Annotated in this window: 13 protein-coding genes; 5 read left to right on the top strand and 8 right to left on the bottom strand. The window is 40.3% G+C overall.

The window, feature by feature from the left end; all coding sequences use genetic code 11:
* Positions 1-4: 4 nt before the first annotated feature.
* The 8 genes from HMPREF9449_RS05410 to HMPREF9449_RS05375 all read right to left on the bottom strand — a co-directional run bounded on the left by HMPREF9449_RS05410 (position 5) and on the right by HMPREF9449_RS05375 (position 6476).
* Positions 5-1363 (bottom strand): hypothetical protein, encoded by a 1359-nt coding sequence (locus HMPREF9449_RS05410; protein WP_147640025.1) that lies wholly within the window; start codon positions 1361-1363, stop codon positions 5-7.
* A 263-nt stretch (positions 1364-1626) separates the two neighbouring features.
* Entirely contained in the window at positions 1627-2412 is a 786-nt protein-coding gene (locus HMPREF9449_RS05405) for an ABC transporter ATP-binding protein (RefSeq protein WP_009136233.1), read from the bottom strand.
* 3 nt (positions 2413-2415) lie between these two features.
* Positions 2416-2970, bottom strand: coding sequence for a crossover junction endodeoxyribonuclease RuvC (gene ruvC / locus HMPREF9449_RS05400; protein ID WP_040611229.1), 555 nt, complete (start codon positions 2968-2970; stop codon positions 2416-2418).
* Between the two features lie 75 nt (positions 2971-3045).
* Positions 3046-3363 (bottom strand): DUF4286 family protein, encoded by a 318-nt coding sequence (locus HMPREF9449_RS05395; RefSeq protein ID WP_009136231.1) that lies wholly within the window; start codon positions 3361-3363, stop codon positions 3046-3048.
* A 94-nt stretch (positions 3364-3457) separates the two neighbouring features.
* The gene (gene serS, locus HMPREF9449_RS05390) at positions 3458-4732 is read right to left on the bottom strand and encodes a serine--tRNA ligase (RefSeq protein ID WP_009136230.1); all 1275 of its coding nucleotides are present in this window, start codon (positions 4730-4732) and stop codon (positions 3458-3460) included.
* Positions 4733-4998: 266 nt separating this feature from the next.
* The gene (gene rpmA, locus HMPREF9449_RS05385; protein WP_009136229.1) at positions 4999-5274 is read right to left on the bottom strand and encodes a 50S ribosomal protein L27; all 276 of its coding nucleotides are present in this window, start codon (positions 5272-5274) and stop codon (positions 4999-5001) included.
* A gap of 62 nt (positions 5275-5336) precedes the next feature.
* A complete protein-coding gene (gene rplU / locus HMPREF9449_RS05380) occupies positions 5337-5648 on the bottom strand; it encodes a 50S ribosomal protein L21 (protein WP_009136228.1) in 312 nt (103 codons plus the stop codon).
* Between the two features lie 141 nt (positions 5649-5789).
* Positions 5790-6476, bottom strand: a complete 687-nt coding sequence (locus tag HMPREF9449_RS05375; protein ID WP_009136227.1) for a carboxypeptidase-like regulatory domain-containing protein — start codon at positions 6474-6476, stop codon at positions 5790-5792.
* Positions 6477-6739: 263 nt separating this feature from the next.
* On the opposite strand from HMPREF9449_RS05375, the gene HMPREF9449_RS05370 reads away from it, so the two are divergent.
* The 5 genes from HMPREF9449_RS05370 to trmD all read left to right on the top strand — a co-directional run bounded on the left by HMPREF9449_RS05370 (position 6740) and on the right by trmD (position 14075).
* Positions 6740-9373, top strand: a complete 2634-nt coding sequence (locus HMPREF9449_RS05370) for a DUF5686 and carboxypeptidase regulatory-like domain-containing protein (protein WP_009136226.1) — start codon at positions 6740-6742, stop codon at positions 9371-9373.
* Between the two features lie 164 nt (positions 9374-9537).
* Positions 9538-10089 (top strand): 1-acyl-sn-glycerol-3-phosphate acyltransferase, encoded by a 552-nt coding sequence (locus HMPREF9449_RS05365; RefSeq protein WP_009136225.1) that lies wholly within the window; start codon positions 9538-9540, stop codon positions 10087-10089.
* Between the two features lie 36 nt (positions 10090-10125).
* Complete coding sequence (locus HMPREF9449_RS05360; protein ID WP_009136224.1) at positions 10126-10920, top strand: amidohydrolase; 795 nt, start codon at positions 10126-10128, stop codon at positions 10918-10920.
* Between the two features lie 155 nt (positions 10921-11075).
* Complete coding sequence (locus HMPREF9449_RS05355; protein ID WP_009136223.1) at positions 11076-13235, top strand: S9 family peptidase; 2160 nt, start codon at positions 11076-11078, stop codon at positions 13233-13235.
* Between the two features lie 162 nt (positions 13236-13397).
* Positions 13398-14075 (top strand): tRNA (guanosine(37)-N1)-methyltransferase TrmD, encoded by a 678-nt coding sequence (trmD, locus tag HMPREF9449_RS05350; RefSeq protein WP_009136222.1) that lies wholly within the window; start codon positions 13398-13400, stop codon positions 14073-14075.
* Positions 14076-14100: the final 25 nt, after the last annotated feature.

The raw sequence follows: 14100 nt of genomic DNA, 5'->3' as shown, positions 1-14100 counted from the left end.
CTTTTCAGAAGTTTTTTTCTAATTTCTCCCAGCTTATTCGTTTCATACGACGAGACAATTGCAACAGGCAACCCCACAAAAGAAGAATCGCTACAGGAATTCCGTAGGGAAGATTTTGAAGTCCCCAGTGAAGGAAAATAAATGCGAAACTGAGGAGGGTAGCTAAAAAAGAGTAAAGAAGTATTTTCCCTTTCCCAAAACTGTTTCTTTCCTGAGCAAAAGGGAAAAAAGGGAAAATACCCAGTGTCGTTCCTAAGGTTATCAACGTAATTAGGGTGAATATAAATACAATATCATCCAAAAGTCTTATTCCTCCCAGGCAGAGAAGGAGTAGGCCGATCCCGCAGTACAAAGGAATAAAATACTTTATATAAACGGCTTTAAAGGCTCCTAGGATGAATTGTCCCGGGTAAATAAGGGGACGTGCCTGATAAATCCAAAGCTGATTGCCTTGTTCATTATACTTCATATTGTCGGTAATCATGTAGGCTACCATCAGCGAAAAATAGAGAGGCATATAGAGAAAGGGGGTATCCTTCCCTTCCTGGAAGAAAGAGATAAGCTGAATGATGATAATTGCCAGCATATAAGTGATGGCAGGCACAATGGCTTCTTTGAATTTCCGGTTACCGGAAGTCAGTCGCCAGCTAAGCATAAATCCCGATTTTTGCAGCGGGTGGCGGGCGAAAAGAGAAGTCAGAAACTGAGCTATTTTTTCTTTTTTTGCCTTTTCCTGTTTTGTCGAGGGCTGGCTTTCCAAAGGATTCAGAGGAGTGGAGAAATAAGGAGTAAACCATTTAAAAGAAACATAGGCCGAAAGTAGGGGAATAATAATTCCGATTCCGGTGTAATACCAAATACAAGGATGGTCGGAAATAGCGAGTAGGCTTATAGAAGTAAACCAGGCGGGAGGTAATAGGATTGCCCCCAGAGAAAAAGAAGAGAAAAGTCCGATGGAGAAATCCGCTGTATGCAGGAGAATCTGATAGCTGCAGACAACCAAGACCACCATTCCGATTTGTATATAGCTCAGAATATTCTGGAATTTTTCTTTTGATAGGAAATGAAGGCATCCCCTATAAACTAAGTTGGTGATTAATAAAGCAAATAGGCTATTACTCAAGGCAGAGAGAAGAAAAAGAAGACCGGAAATGCTTCCTTGCCGGATCCCCACAATAAACAGGGGAATGATAGCTGCGCATAAGGTTAAAAAGAATATATAATAACCCAGGGTAATCAGTTTGGCCACAGAGAGCGTGAGTGCATTTACCGGCATGCGGGATAAAATGTGTATATCCCTCGGGTCGAATAACATTTGAGTATATTCCGATAAGAGAGAAAGGACCAGCATCACTAGAATCATAGAATGGAATAAAAGGATTGCGGTCTGTATATCGCTTTTAGAATAGGAAATAAGGAAAGATGCCGTACCGAAAAATAGTAGGCTGAAACCTTGTTGGAGAAGGGCAGAATTTATTTTTTCCGAATTTTTTCCACTTATTCTTCTCGAAGTTCTGTTATCTACCATCAATTTCAGACGGATGACAGTGGTGAGCTGTTCAAAGTTGACACCCCTGCTGTTGAAAAAAGAGCGGAAAGGAATTATTAGAAACAGTAAAAAGCGGATCATTGGTTCTTTTTCTCAAATACATGAATAATTTTTTCAGCTTTTTCCGTAGAATCTGTCTGTCCGGTTAATTTAGAAAATAAATTTTCCAGGGAGGAAGACCCGGATTGTTGTTTCAGGATTTCAACAGCTCCGTTTGCAATAATCTGACCTTCATTAAGCAAGATAATCCGGGTGGAAATTCGTTCGACAATATCCATCAGATGAGAACAGTAGAAAATCGTTTTCCCCTCTTTGGAAAGTTGGGAGATCATTTCCTTTACCATAATGACAGCATTGGCATCCAATCCATTCAGGGGTTCGTCCATAAAGAGAATATCAGGATTGTGTAAAAGCCCGGAAAGAATATGGATTTTTTGTTTCATTCCTTTTGAAAAATGGAGCATACGATCGTTGCGAAAATTTTTCATTTCGAATAATTCTAATAAGTCAGTGCTTTTCTGGCGGGCAATATCCGGAGTGATCCCGTAGAGACTGGCTGTAAATTCGAGATATTCCAAGGGAGTAAGTTGTTCATACATAATTGCATTTTCCGGGATGTAACCGATGCGTTTCTTGATCGTAATGTCTTCCTGCCTAAGATCATGACCTAGAATCCGGATATCTCCTTCGAAATCGCGTATAACTCCGCATAATATTTTTACTGTTGTGGATTTACCGGCTCCGTTACTTCCCAAATAACCGATTACTTCTCCGGCATTTACTTCTAAGTCAATTCCTTTTAAAACTTCCTGATGGTTGAAGCTTTTCTTTAGATTTTGAATTTGAATGACGGGATTTTCCATTTTTCAAAGTAGTTTATCCGGATTTTTTTTGATGTAATCACTCCAGTTTTTACATTTGGAACCCCCAGTAGTGGGAAGATTTCCTTGTAAATGGTGGCAGAAAGCAATAGCGATGGCATCCGTTTCATCCAGGTTTTCGGAAGTAGTGCGGATGTCCATAAATTTGCTCAGAAAAATAGCGATTTGTTCTTTAGAGGCCATACCGTTGCCGGTAATGCTCATTTTGATTTTTTTGGGAGCATATTCAAAAATGGGAATATTGCGCTGAAGGGCAGCGGCAATAGCTACTCCTTGGGCTCTCCCCAATTTAAGCATGGATTGTACGTTTTTGCCATAAAATTGCGATTCTATAGCCAGTTCGTCGGGATGATAACTATCAATTACCTGTAAACTACGCTGAAAAATATGCTGGAGTTTGAGGTAAGGATCGTGGATTTTGTCCATGTCAAGTACTCCCGATACGATCAGCCGGGGTTTCAGGATTTTACCTTGGGTACTGATAACGGCATACCCCATAAAGTTTGTACCTGGGTCGATGCCCATGATTAATTTTTCCATTTTATCCGACTTAAAGAGAGCACACTACTGATTCGTATTCGATTTACGATAACAGAGCGTTTGGAGGATAATTTTTTAGTATTGGGATTCTCCTATTTCTGTCAATATACTACTGAAGCAAAGGTAATAATTTTTGTATTTTTCGCTGATTTTCTCTTCCATCAAAGGAAGATGAATTTTCAGGAAACAATCCAAAGCTTCCGAACTGTCGAAAACCAGTTGTAAAGAATAGGTTTTTCCCTCGGGCTGATCGATAGAGACTTTTGTAAATAAAATGTCTTGAGTGAGTCTGTTTTGGCGCAGATAAGCAAGATAATATTTCCGGATGAAAGAAATCCATTCCGTTTCTATCGATTCGTTTACGATAAAGGTTGTATTGAAAATAATACGCATATTCTTCAATGATTATTGTCGCATAGATTTACGGAAGGAGAAAATTGCTTTCCGGAGATAGATCGGAGTCGGCTAACTCCGGAAAGAATTTATTCTATTTGATCAATTCGGTGCCCATGAAAGGTTGTAAAACTTCGGGTACACGAATGCCTTCAGCGCATTGGTAATTTTCAAGTAAGGCCGCCACGATCCGGGGAAGGGCCAGAGAGCTACCGTTTAAGGTATGTACCATATTGGTTTTTTTCTCTCCTTTGGTCCGGTAGCGTAATTTCAGACGGTTGGCTTGAAAATCTTCAAAATTGGATACAGAACTTACTTCCAACCATTTTTCCTGGGCTTTGGAGAATACTTCAAAATCATAAGTCAAGGCTGAAGTAAAACTGATATCTCCTCCGCACAAACGCACAATGCGATAAGGTAAACCGAGTTTAACCAGCAGACTTTCCACATGCTTTACCATACCGTCCAAAGCTTCATAAGAAATTTCGGGCTTGGTGATTTGTACGATTTCTACTTTATCAAATTGGTGCAGGCGGTTCAGGCCGCGTACGTCTTTTCCGTAGGAACCGGCTTCTCTTCTGAAACAAGCGGTATAGGCCGTGTTTTTAATCGGTAATTGTTCTCCCTCTAGGATCATATCCCGGTACAAATTGGTTACAGGAACTTCTGCGGTCGGGATCAGATAGAGTTTATCTTCGTTCACATAGTACATTTGTCCGTCTTTATCCGGAAGCTGTCCGGTGCCATAACCGGAATCTGCATTGACCATAAGGGGAGGCATTATTTCTTCATAACCGGCTTTTATATTTTCTTCTAGGAAGAAATGAATCAAAGCCCGTTGCAGCCGGGCTCCCAGACCTTTGTATACGGGGAAGCCAGCTCCTGTAATTTTTACTCCGGCTTCAAAATCGATTAAATTGTATTTTTTTGCCAGTTCCCAATGGGGTAAATCGTTTTCATGCCGTTGGGGAATGCTTTCGACAATTTTTGCGATTTGATTATCAGCTTCTGATTTTCCTCGGGGTACGGAGCTGTGTGGCATATTTGGAAGTCGCAGTAATACTTCCGTCAGCTCGTCGGTGATGGCATTGAGTTGCGGAACCAAAGCTGCGATTTCTTCTTTTAATTCTGTTGTTTCCAAACGGGCTTTTTCCGCTTCTTCTTTTTTTCCGTTTTTCATTAGCGCTCCGATTTCCCGGGCGATACTGTTCATTTGGGCTTGTTTCGATTCCGATAATTGTTGTATTTTTTTCCGTTCCCCGTCGAGGGTAATGATTTTTTCTACGAGATGGCGGGCATCGAAATTTTTTACGGCCAGGCGTTCGATGACAGTTTCTTTGTTTTCCTGGATAAATTTGAGATTCAACATAACTATTTAGATTTTGTTAGGAGTCCTCGAAAAACGACTTTCCGGCTGGGGTACTTCCCGGTCCTGTAAATACTGTCGTTCGGGTACTTCCGATTCCGAAACATTCAAGTCCTGGACAATTTAACTTTTCTTTCTCCTGGTTCTGTCCGAATAAAACATTCAAACTTTAAAAGGTCGAAAAATTGCCCCTTATTTTGAGAATGTAAATATATAAAAAAACTCCTGTATTCATGCAGAATACAGGAGTTTTTAATCTTTATCCCTGCTTATTCAGCTACTTCTGCAGAAGCAATAGGCTTAACAGAAACATAGGATCTATCTTTTTGTTTTTTAGTAAAGACTACTTCTCCGTCAACCAATGCATATAAGGTGTGATCTTTACCCATACCTACATTTTGTCCGGGATTGTGTACAGTACCTCTCTGGCGAACCAGAATATTGCCTGCTTTGGCTATTTGTCCGCCCCAGATTTTGATTCCTAATCGTTTACTTTCGGATTCACGGCCGTTCTTGGAACTACCGACACCTTTCTTGTGTGCCATATTTTGAAAATTTTAAAGTTTACAAATTGTTTGATAACCATTCCTTAACGGAATCAATAAAATTAAGCGTTGATCGCTTCGATCTGGATTTGCGTCATGCATTGACGATGTCCGTTCTTTCTTTTGAACGTTTTTCTTCTTTTCTTTTTGAAGATAATCACTTTATCGGCTTTTACATGAGCCAGTACTTTTGCGGTAACTTTTGCGCCTTCTACTTTCGGCGTACCGATCTTGATGTCACTTCCGTCTTCTACAAGAAGTACATTTTCAAATTCAACCTGAGCACCTTCTTCTGCATCAAGTCTGTGGACATACACTTTACGGTCTTTCTCTACTTTAAACTGCTGTCCTGCGATTTCAACAATTGCGTACATTCTAAATTGTTTTAATGTTAGTACCATGGGGTGGGCTCTTGTCCGCTTATTGTACCCCTAAGGAAAATTCGTGGTGCAAAAGTAGTATATATTTTTTAATTACCAAAGAGTTTGATTCTTAATTTTGGAGGATTTTCTCCTTTATTTTTCTTTGATTTTCACGGCTGTCGGTCCTTTTTCCCAATCTTCTAAACCGAGGATACCTGCAGGGGCTTCTTTCTGCCATTCTTCCCCAAACGTTTGGTCTAAATAGTTAAAAATTTCCTCATTAAACCGAAGCAGTATATCGAGGGGAGCCTCTAAGTTTTGAACACCTTTTTGAATCAGCTCTTTTTCATAAACAACAAAATTGACCTTGTATTTTTTCCAAAAAACAGCTGTTGTAAATTGATCTAATTGAATTGTTTCCGTTATGCCAAACAAGAGGGGATGTCCGGATCGGATCTCTTTTTGAGCCTGTTGGAGAGAATAGGCTTCCTTATTATAGGAAAAAGGAAGTAAAATATTTAACGAATCGGTTGAATGGACTCGTAGCACTATCGTAGTATCACGGCTTTCCCAACCGACAAAAGAGACTCTCAGGTGATATTTCTTTTTTGTTAGATTTTCTATTTTAAAATACCCTAGAGAATCTGTGAGATAGCCCGTTTTGTTTGAGGGAATGATTTGAATATAGGCCCCGGCCAAAAGGACTGGAATTGATTTATAAGGAAATGTCCGCTCAAAATCTTCACCGTAGACTCTTCCCACTATCTTGTTGTTTACGGGATGTTGTATGCTGCAGCTGACCGATAACAGAATCGCGAGCATTATCCTTATTGTTTTCATCGTGTTTCAGGGCTTTATTCTCTTACAGGGGAAAATTACAGAGAAACAAATATATTTATAAAAACTGAAAACGAATGCCCGGGAGCCGGAAAGTTAGTCCGAATTCTTTTTAGAAATATAAAGATAAGTTCGTTAATTTATAAAAAAATTAAGAAAAAGGCAGTTTAAAAAAATTAATTTTGTTTTCAATTTTAGATAAAGGAGAGGGAGGCAGAGGAAAAGAAGAATGGTGTCCTATTTAGTAGCGTTAAATATCTTATAGAATGAAATCATTTTGGTTGAGTATAGGGCTTTTTATAGCATTGATTATGCAGGGGAAAGCTCAAGTATTGATCGGGCAAATAACGGATGAAGAAGGAAGAGCAATAGAGGGAGCGACGATATATATCAGAGAGACTATGCAAGGAACTGTAGCGGATGAGAATGGAAATTTCCGGATTCATCTGGCGGCGGGAGATTACAGTTTAGAAATAAGTGCCCTGGGCTATGAGAAACAATTGATTGAATGGGAGATTACCGAAAAGGAAGCTTCTTTATCCGTTCGTTTGAAGCCGATAAGGTATATGTTGAAAGAAGTAAGGGTAATCGGGAAAGGGGAAGATCCGGCCTACTACATTATGCGGAATGCCATAGCCAGAGCTCCTTATCACCGACGGAAAGTGAAGGAATATTTTTCTGAAGTTTATAGCAGGGGGAATTTCCGGATAGACAATCTTCCCCGGATATTGAAATGGGGCAAAACCGGGCGGGAGGTGTTCGATACAATCAAGGGAAAGACCTTGTTAATGGAGTCTGTTATGGATATTAAATTCCAGTCGCCCAATAGATATAAGCGTAATATTTTGGCTTTTAATACGACTATTCCGGAAGAGATAGGGCCTGAAAAGGCATTGAATGTTGTCACTTCTTCTATCTATGACCCTGATATTTTGGGTATCTTATCGCCTTTGTCACCGGGAGCATTTTCTTCTTACAAATTTCGTCTGGAAGATTCTTATCGGGAAGGAGAACGAATGATCAATAAGATCGAAGTACAATCGAAGATTAATAATAATCGGTTATGGAATGGCTGGATTTATATTGCAGACGAGGAGTGGTGTGTGGTTGGGTTTGATTTTAGTTATAATGTGAAAGGTTTTTCTGCTCAAATGCAAGTGGGATTTAATGAGATAGCGGCTGCTATTTTTCTTCCGACATCTTATAATATTGCAATCGGTATGGATATGATGGGTTTGGAGGGAGAAGCGAAATATTTTTCTTCCGTAAAATATAAAGAATTACAAATAGACACCATTCAATTAACTTTGGCAACAGAAGATACGAGTATAAGAAAGAGAGCCGTAAGTAAAAAGGAGCAAAAAATACGTCATAAAATACAGGAATTATCCGAAAAAGAAGATTTAACCAATCGGCAGGCTTATGAATTAGCCCGTTTATCCCAACGATTACAGGAATGGTCTTCGTCTGATTCTGTTTCGCCTTACCAGATACCTTTGCGGCGTTTGAAAGATTCTGTAACAGTGGATACTATGGTCACAAAGAGAGATTCGCTGTATTGGCAGAAGATAAGAACTGTACCTTTATTGGAGGAAGAAATAAAAAGTTACGAGGGCAGGGACAGTTTGCGAAAATTTATGGAAAAAGTATTCGGGCCGCCGGATACCGTTCCGAATAAGGCAGATATGATTTTTTCTAAAATAATGCTTGGAGATACTTTTGCTTTAGACAATAGAAAAAGAGTGGGATTGGAAGTGGGGGGATTATGGGAAATTTTTCCTCAATATAATGTTGTCGACGGGCTTTGGATAGGACAAAATGTGCAATTGCATATCTATATGAATAAAGGTAAGAAAATCAGTTTTGGTCCTTCCCTTTATTATGGAACGGCTCGTAAGACGCTATTGTGGAAAATGAATGCAAATTGGCTTTATGCTCCTATGAGTAGGGGACAATGGGAGTTAGATTTTGGTGAGATGTCGGAAGATTACGGACATGCCGGAGAAGGGGCTTTGTTTGAAAATTCCATTTCTTCTTTTTTCTTTCAAAAATTGAGGAAGAATTTTATTCGTTTTTATGAAAGGCGTTTTATTCACTTGAAGCATTCGATTGATATTGCGAATGGTCTTACTTTTGCCGTAGAGGGGCAGTATGAGAGACGGGATCTACTGAGAAATCATATTTCCAGGAAAAATATTGAGCCCAACGATCCTGTATTGGAAGGAGGAGTCGATATGCCTGAAAATACTTCTTTAATTGCAGGCATTCGTTTGACGTATACTCCCTGTTATTTCTTTACTGTAAAAAATCATCAGAAACAATACGAGCGGTCAGCCTGGCCGACTTTCTCTATCGGTTATGTCAGAGGTTTACCGACAGATGCTACCTATACAAGTCGTTTTGAACGATTGGATATAGGGATAAAGCAAAACATAAAATTAGGGTTATTCGATTCTTTCTCTTATAGTGTGAATGCAGGGCAATTTTTATCCCGTAAAGAGATTTATTTCCCCGATTATATGCATTTTACGACCATCGGTTGGGTGTATAGTACAGATCGTTTTTCGGAGGATTTTTTCTTGGGAGAATACTATGCCTGGCATACCAAGGATAAATGGTTGAGGGGAGCTATAAATTATAATTCGGCATTTTTGCTTTTAAAGCGGTTGCCTTTTATGCAAAATATGACGTTTGACGAGGGAATTCATGGGCGTTATTTGTGGACGCCAGAAATCGGAAATTACATGGAGTGTGGTTATTCGATCGGATTACAGGAGTACAGTCGTTTGGGCGTATTTGTAGGTTTTAACCGTCACGGTTATCAGGAAATTAAAGTGAGAATGGCTTTGCCGCTTCAGGTAAAAGAGTTCAAAAAAATATTTCAGGAATATACTAAATGAACAGAGTAGAGGAAGGGCAAATGACATTAAAAGAGGAGAATGCAAGAATTCCCATACTTTTTCGTAAATTTGAACCGAAAAACAGATACAAGAGGAAGTCCTCCGCTACTGTCTGGAAAAAGGGGAGGATTTCGTAAAACCACTAAAAAGAAAATAGGAAACAGATGAAATATTTGGCACGTTTTATTATGTGGTTAGCTGGATGGCGGTATAAGGGAGAACTACCTCAGGTGAAGAAGGCGGTAATTATTTCCGTACCCCATACTTCTAATTGGGATTTTGTGTGGGGGGAGCTGGCTTTTTTAAGTCAGGGAATTCCAGCCTATATCTTGATGAAAAAAGAATTTTTCTTTTTTCCCTTGGGATTGTTGTTAAGGGCTCTGCGTGTCATTCCGGTAGATCGGGGGAAAAAAGACAGTCATTTGGTTCAGCAGATGATAGCGGAATTTAATAAGCGGGATTCCATGTATCTTTGTATCACTCCGGAAGGAAGCCGGAAAAAAAGGAAAAAATGGAAAAAAGGTTTTTTGGTGATTGCTAAAGCGGCCGGCGTACCGGTATATTTAGGGCGTATTGATTATAAAGAGAAATTTTGCGAAATAGGTCCTCTTTTTTATCCGACAGAGGATGTGGAGGCAGACTTGAATTATATCATGCAAACTTATAAGGATGCTCACCCGAAACATCCGGAACAATTTTCTTGGGGAGAAGACTGACAGAACGGAAAAATCTTTTTCAAAAACCAATATCCAATGAAAGTCGCGTTATTACAATCAGCTTTGGTATGGGGGGATGTAGAGGAGAATTTAAGGCGTTTTGATTTGAAACTGACGGAACGTGTCGGCTGCGATGTTATGCTTTTGCCGGAGATGTTTACTTGTGGTTGTATGATGGTAAAAAAGGAGAAGGAACAGGCGGATGCAGAAAAGATAAGGGTAGCTTCTTATTATACGGAAGTATGTCGACGGATGTCGGCATGGGCAGTCTTTCAGGACGCACTTGTGATGGGAAGTACTATTTATGAGGAAAACGGACGTTTCTATAATCGTCTGATAGCTGCTTTTCCCGATGGAAAATATCAGTATTATGACAAAAGGCATTGTTTCCGGATGGGAGGCGAAAATGAACATTTTACTCCGGGAAACAGACACTTGAGTATTGTCTTTCGGAAATGGAAAATAGCTACATTTATTTGTTATGATTTACGTTTTCCGGTGTGGAGCCGGAACACCGATCATTACGATTTAGCTGTATATATAGCTAATTGGCCTGAATCGCGGAGAAAAGTATGGCAAAATTTACTGGTTGCCAGGGCCATTGAAAATCAAGCTTATGTAGCTGGCGTAAATTGTGTGGGAACGGACGAGGGTGGTTTGCATTATGCCGGAGATTCTGTTGTAATAAATGCCCGGGGAGAAACGATCGGAACAGCAAAGGCTTTTGAAGAGCAAACGATTCTCACAGAGCTGGATAAAGCAGAATTGAATCTTTTCCGGCAGAAGTTCGCTGTGTTGGACGATCGGGATCTGTTTCAATTTGAAGGATAACATTTCGGAGGGGAAAAAGTAGATTGCAGAACCGCGGGTTTATCGGTCGGGTCTGGGAGATTGTGAGCCCGTATTCCGCTCATTGTGCGAGATAAATCTTATTTCTGAGAACCTGGATTAAAGTGATATATTTATAAATAACTATTTTATTATCTATGAATTACTTATTATTTACTTGTTTGAGTTTAGGGGCTGTATTAACGTCTGAGACTCAGCATGCAATGGCTATGAAAAAGGGAGAAGAGATTCAAAAAGGGGACAAAATTTTAACGATGGAAGAGGCTGTATTGGGGTATGAGCTCAGGCCTGAGTCCCGGAATATGCAATGGCAGGGAGACCGGAATATTTTGACCTGGACGGAGGGAACAGAATTATGGGCGGAAGCGGTAGAAACAGGTGAGAAAAAAGTAATAATGACGATAGAGGAATTAAATCCTTTGATTCAGGCCGATTTAAAAGGTTGGCCGAAGTATTCCTGGAAAGACGGACAAACATTGTCTTTGATCCGGAAAGGAAAATATTATGAGATAGAGGTAGGAAGTAAACAGTTGAAACGGACTATTTCTTTACCTGAAAAAGCGATGGATCTCACTTTTAATGGGAAAGATGCTTTTGCTTTTACCCGGGGAAATAATTTGTATTATTGTGACGAGAGGGGAAATGAATTTGCTGTCACAGCTGACGAAGATCCGAATATTGTCAATGGTCAGACGGTCAGCCGAAGGGAAATGGGTATTTCTACGGGAATCTTCTGGTCGCCGGATGGAAAAAAACTGGCTTTTTACCGGAAAGACGAAAGTGCTGTGAGTTCTTTCCCTTTACTTGATATAACTACCCGTACCGGCAGTTTACAGGAAATAAAATATCCTATGGCAGGTATGCCTTCGGAACAAGTCAGTCTGGGGGTATACGATTTGGCTTCCCAACAGACCGTTTTTATGGAGGTGACAGATTTCGGACGGGAACAATATCTGACGAATATTACCTGGGGACCTGCATCTGAGGTACTCTATATCCAAGTTGTAAACCGGGATCAAAATCAGGTTCATCTGAATAAATATTGTGCTAAGACAGGGGTCTTTATAAAGACGTTAGTAGAGGAAAAAAATGAACGTTATGTAGAGCCTAGTGATCCATTGGTATTTTTGAAAAGTGATCCTTCCCGTTTTATCTATCGTACGGACAACCGGGATAATTACCGGAATCTTTATTTGTGCGATACGGAAGGTAAACAACTGAGGCGTTTGACGGACACTGATGCTGATGTGGCTTATATTGCACAGGATGGAAAATATATCTATTACACTTCAGCAGAAGTAAGCCCTATTGAGAATCATTTATTCCGGGTGGATTTGAAAACCGGAAAAAAGAGCCGGTTGACGGAAGCAGAAGGTTGGCATACTATAATGGTGAGTGAAGACGGACGTTATTTTGTAGATAATTATAGCAGTCTGAATGTTCCCCGTAGGATCGAATTGCGGCAGACAAACGGGAAACCGGTAAAGGAAATCCTGAAAGCAGAAAACCCGACCCGTACTTATAATTTCGGAGAAATCAGTTTAGGAACAGTCAAGAGTGCCGACGGTCAGTTTGATAATTATTACCGGTTGATCAAACCGATGAATTTCGATCCTGCGAAAAAATACCCTGTGATCCTTTATGTGTATGGAGGGCCTCATTCGCAGATGGTGAAAAATACCTGGCAAGGGGAGTTGAGACGTTGGGAGATGTACATGGCTCAGCAGGGATATGTCGTATTTGTTATGGATAACCGGGGTACATCAAATCGCGGAGCGGCCTATGAAAAAGCGATCTATAAACAATGTGGGCAGGCAGAAATGGCAGATCAGATGAAAGGCATTGAATTTCTGAAATCTCAGCCTTGGGTAGATGCTGACCGGATAGGTGTACATGGATGGAGTTATGGCGGGTTCATGACGATCTCCTTGATCACCAATTATCCGGAGGTATTTAAAGTGGCGGTGGCTGGTGGACCGGTAATAGACTGGAAATGGTATGAGGTGATGTATGGAGAGCGTTATATGAGTACCCCCCAACAAAATCCGGAAGGATATGCTAAAGTCAGTTTACTTTCCAAAGCGAAAGATTTAAAAGGAAAATTGTTGATCTGTCAGGGAGCTATCGACGATACGGTTTTATGGCAGCATAGCCTGAGTTTTATCCGGGAATGTATAAAAAATCAGGTACAGGTAGATTATTTCCCTTATCCTTGTGCAAAGCATAATGTATTTGGGAGAGACCGGATTCATTTGATGCAGAAAGTTACGGATTATTTTGAAGATTATTTAAAATAGAAAATTCCTGTTCTTTTTGCAGGAAAGCTGAAAAACAGGCGTTTGAATAATTTTTCTTCCCTTGAAGAAGAGAAGATTGTGTCGGTTAATGGAACGGCATAGAAGAAAATGTTTGTGGAGGAGCTGTAGACAGTAAAAGATACCGTAAAGATTGATTAAAGTATGCGTATAGATATTTTAAGTGTGGTTCCGGAGTTATTGGAGAGTCCGTTAAACCATTCGATTATTAAGCGGGCGCGAGAGAAAAAGATTGTGGAGATTTACATCCATAATATCCGGAACTGGTCGAAAGATAAATATAGAAAAGTCGATGATTATCCTTTTGGAGGAGAAGCGGGGATGGTACTGATGATTCAGCCGGTTTTCGATTGTATCCGGGAATTGATGGCCCAGCGGAATTACGATGAAATCATCTATACTTCTCCGGATGCCCCTGTATTCAATCAACAGATGGCTAATGAATTGTCTTTAAAAGAGAACATCATGATACTGTGCGGGCATTACAAAGGAATCGATCAGCGTATACGGGATAATCTGATTACTCGCGAAATCTCGATAGGCGATTATGTATTGACCGGAGGAGAACTTCCGGCTTGTATTATGACGGATGCTATTGTGCGTTTGATACCGGGAGCTATGAGTGATGAGAGTTCGGCTTTAAGTGATTCTTTTCAGGATAATTTACTGGCGCCTCCTGTCTATACGCGTCCGGCAGAATTCAACGGTTGGGGGGTTCCGGAGGTGTTATTGTCCGGAAATCATGCGAAGATACGGGAATGGCAGGAGCAGCAAGCCTATGAACGGACGCGTTTGTTGCGTCCGGATTTATTGGAAGAATAGGTTTGTCTTTCAGGATACTCAAAAG

Origin of the sequence: Odoribacter laneus YIT 12061 (genome assembly GCF_000243215.1) — a bacterium.
Classification (GTDB): Bacteria; Bacteroidota; Bacteroidia; order Bacteroidales; family Marinifilaceae; genus Culturomica; species Culturomica lanea.
The sequence above is the reverse complement of the archived record's forward strand: the minus strand, read 5'-3'. Positions and strand labels throughout refer to the sequence as shown.

Coding starts and splice junctions, on each gene's coding strand:
- HMPREF9449_RS05410 (WP_147640025.1), bottom strand. CDS start 1,363: ATGATTCTAGTGATGCTGGTCCTTTCTCTCTTATCGGAATATACTCAA.
- HMPREF9449_RS05405 (WP_009136233.1), bottom strand. CDS start 2,412: ATGGAAAATCCCGTCATTCAAATTCAAAATCTAAAGAAAAGCTTCAAC.
- ruvC (WP_040611229.1), bottom strand. CDS start 2,970: ATGGAAAAATTAATCATGGGCATCGACCCAGGTACAAACTTTATGGGG.
- HMPREF9449_RS05395 (WP_009136231.1), bottom strand. CDS start 3,363: ATGCGTATTATTTTCAATACAACCTTTATCGTAAACGAATCGATAGAA.
- serS (WP_009136230.1), bottom strand. CDS start 4,732: ATGTTGAATCTCAAATTTATCCAGGAAAACAAAGAAACTGTCATCGAA.
- rpmA (WP_009136229.1), bottom strand. CDS start 5,274: ATGGCACACAAGAAAGGTGTCGGTAGTTCCAAGAACGGCCGTGAATCC.
- rplU (WP_009136228.1), bottom strand. CDS start 5,648: ATGTACGCAATTGTTGAAATCGCAGGACAGCAGTTTAAAGTAGAGAAA.
- HMPREF9449_RS05375 (WP_009136227.1), bottom strand. CDS start 6,476: ATGAAAACAATAAGGATAATGCTCGCGATTCTGTTATCGGTCAGCTGC.
- HMPREF9449_RS05370 (WP_009136226.1), top strand. CDS start 6,740: ATGAAATCATTTTGGTTGAGTATAGGGCTTTTTATAGCATTGATTATG.
- HMPREF9449_RS05365 (WP_009136225.1), top strand. CDS start 9,538: ATGAAATATTTGGCACGTTTTATTATGTGGTTAGCTGGATGGCGGTAT.
- HMPREF9449_RS05360 (WP_009136224.1), top strand. CDS start 10,126: ATGAAAGTCGCGTTATTACAATCAGCTTTGGTATGGGGGGATGTAGAG.
- HMPREF9449_RS05355 (WP_009136223.1), top strand. CDS start 11,076: ATGAATTACTTATTATTTACTTGTTTGAGTTTAGGGGCTGTATTAACG.
- trmD (WP_009136222.1), top strand. CDS start 13,398: ATGCGTATAGATATTTTAAGTGTGGTTCCGGAGTTATTGGAGAGTCCG.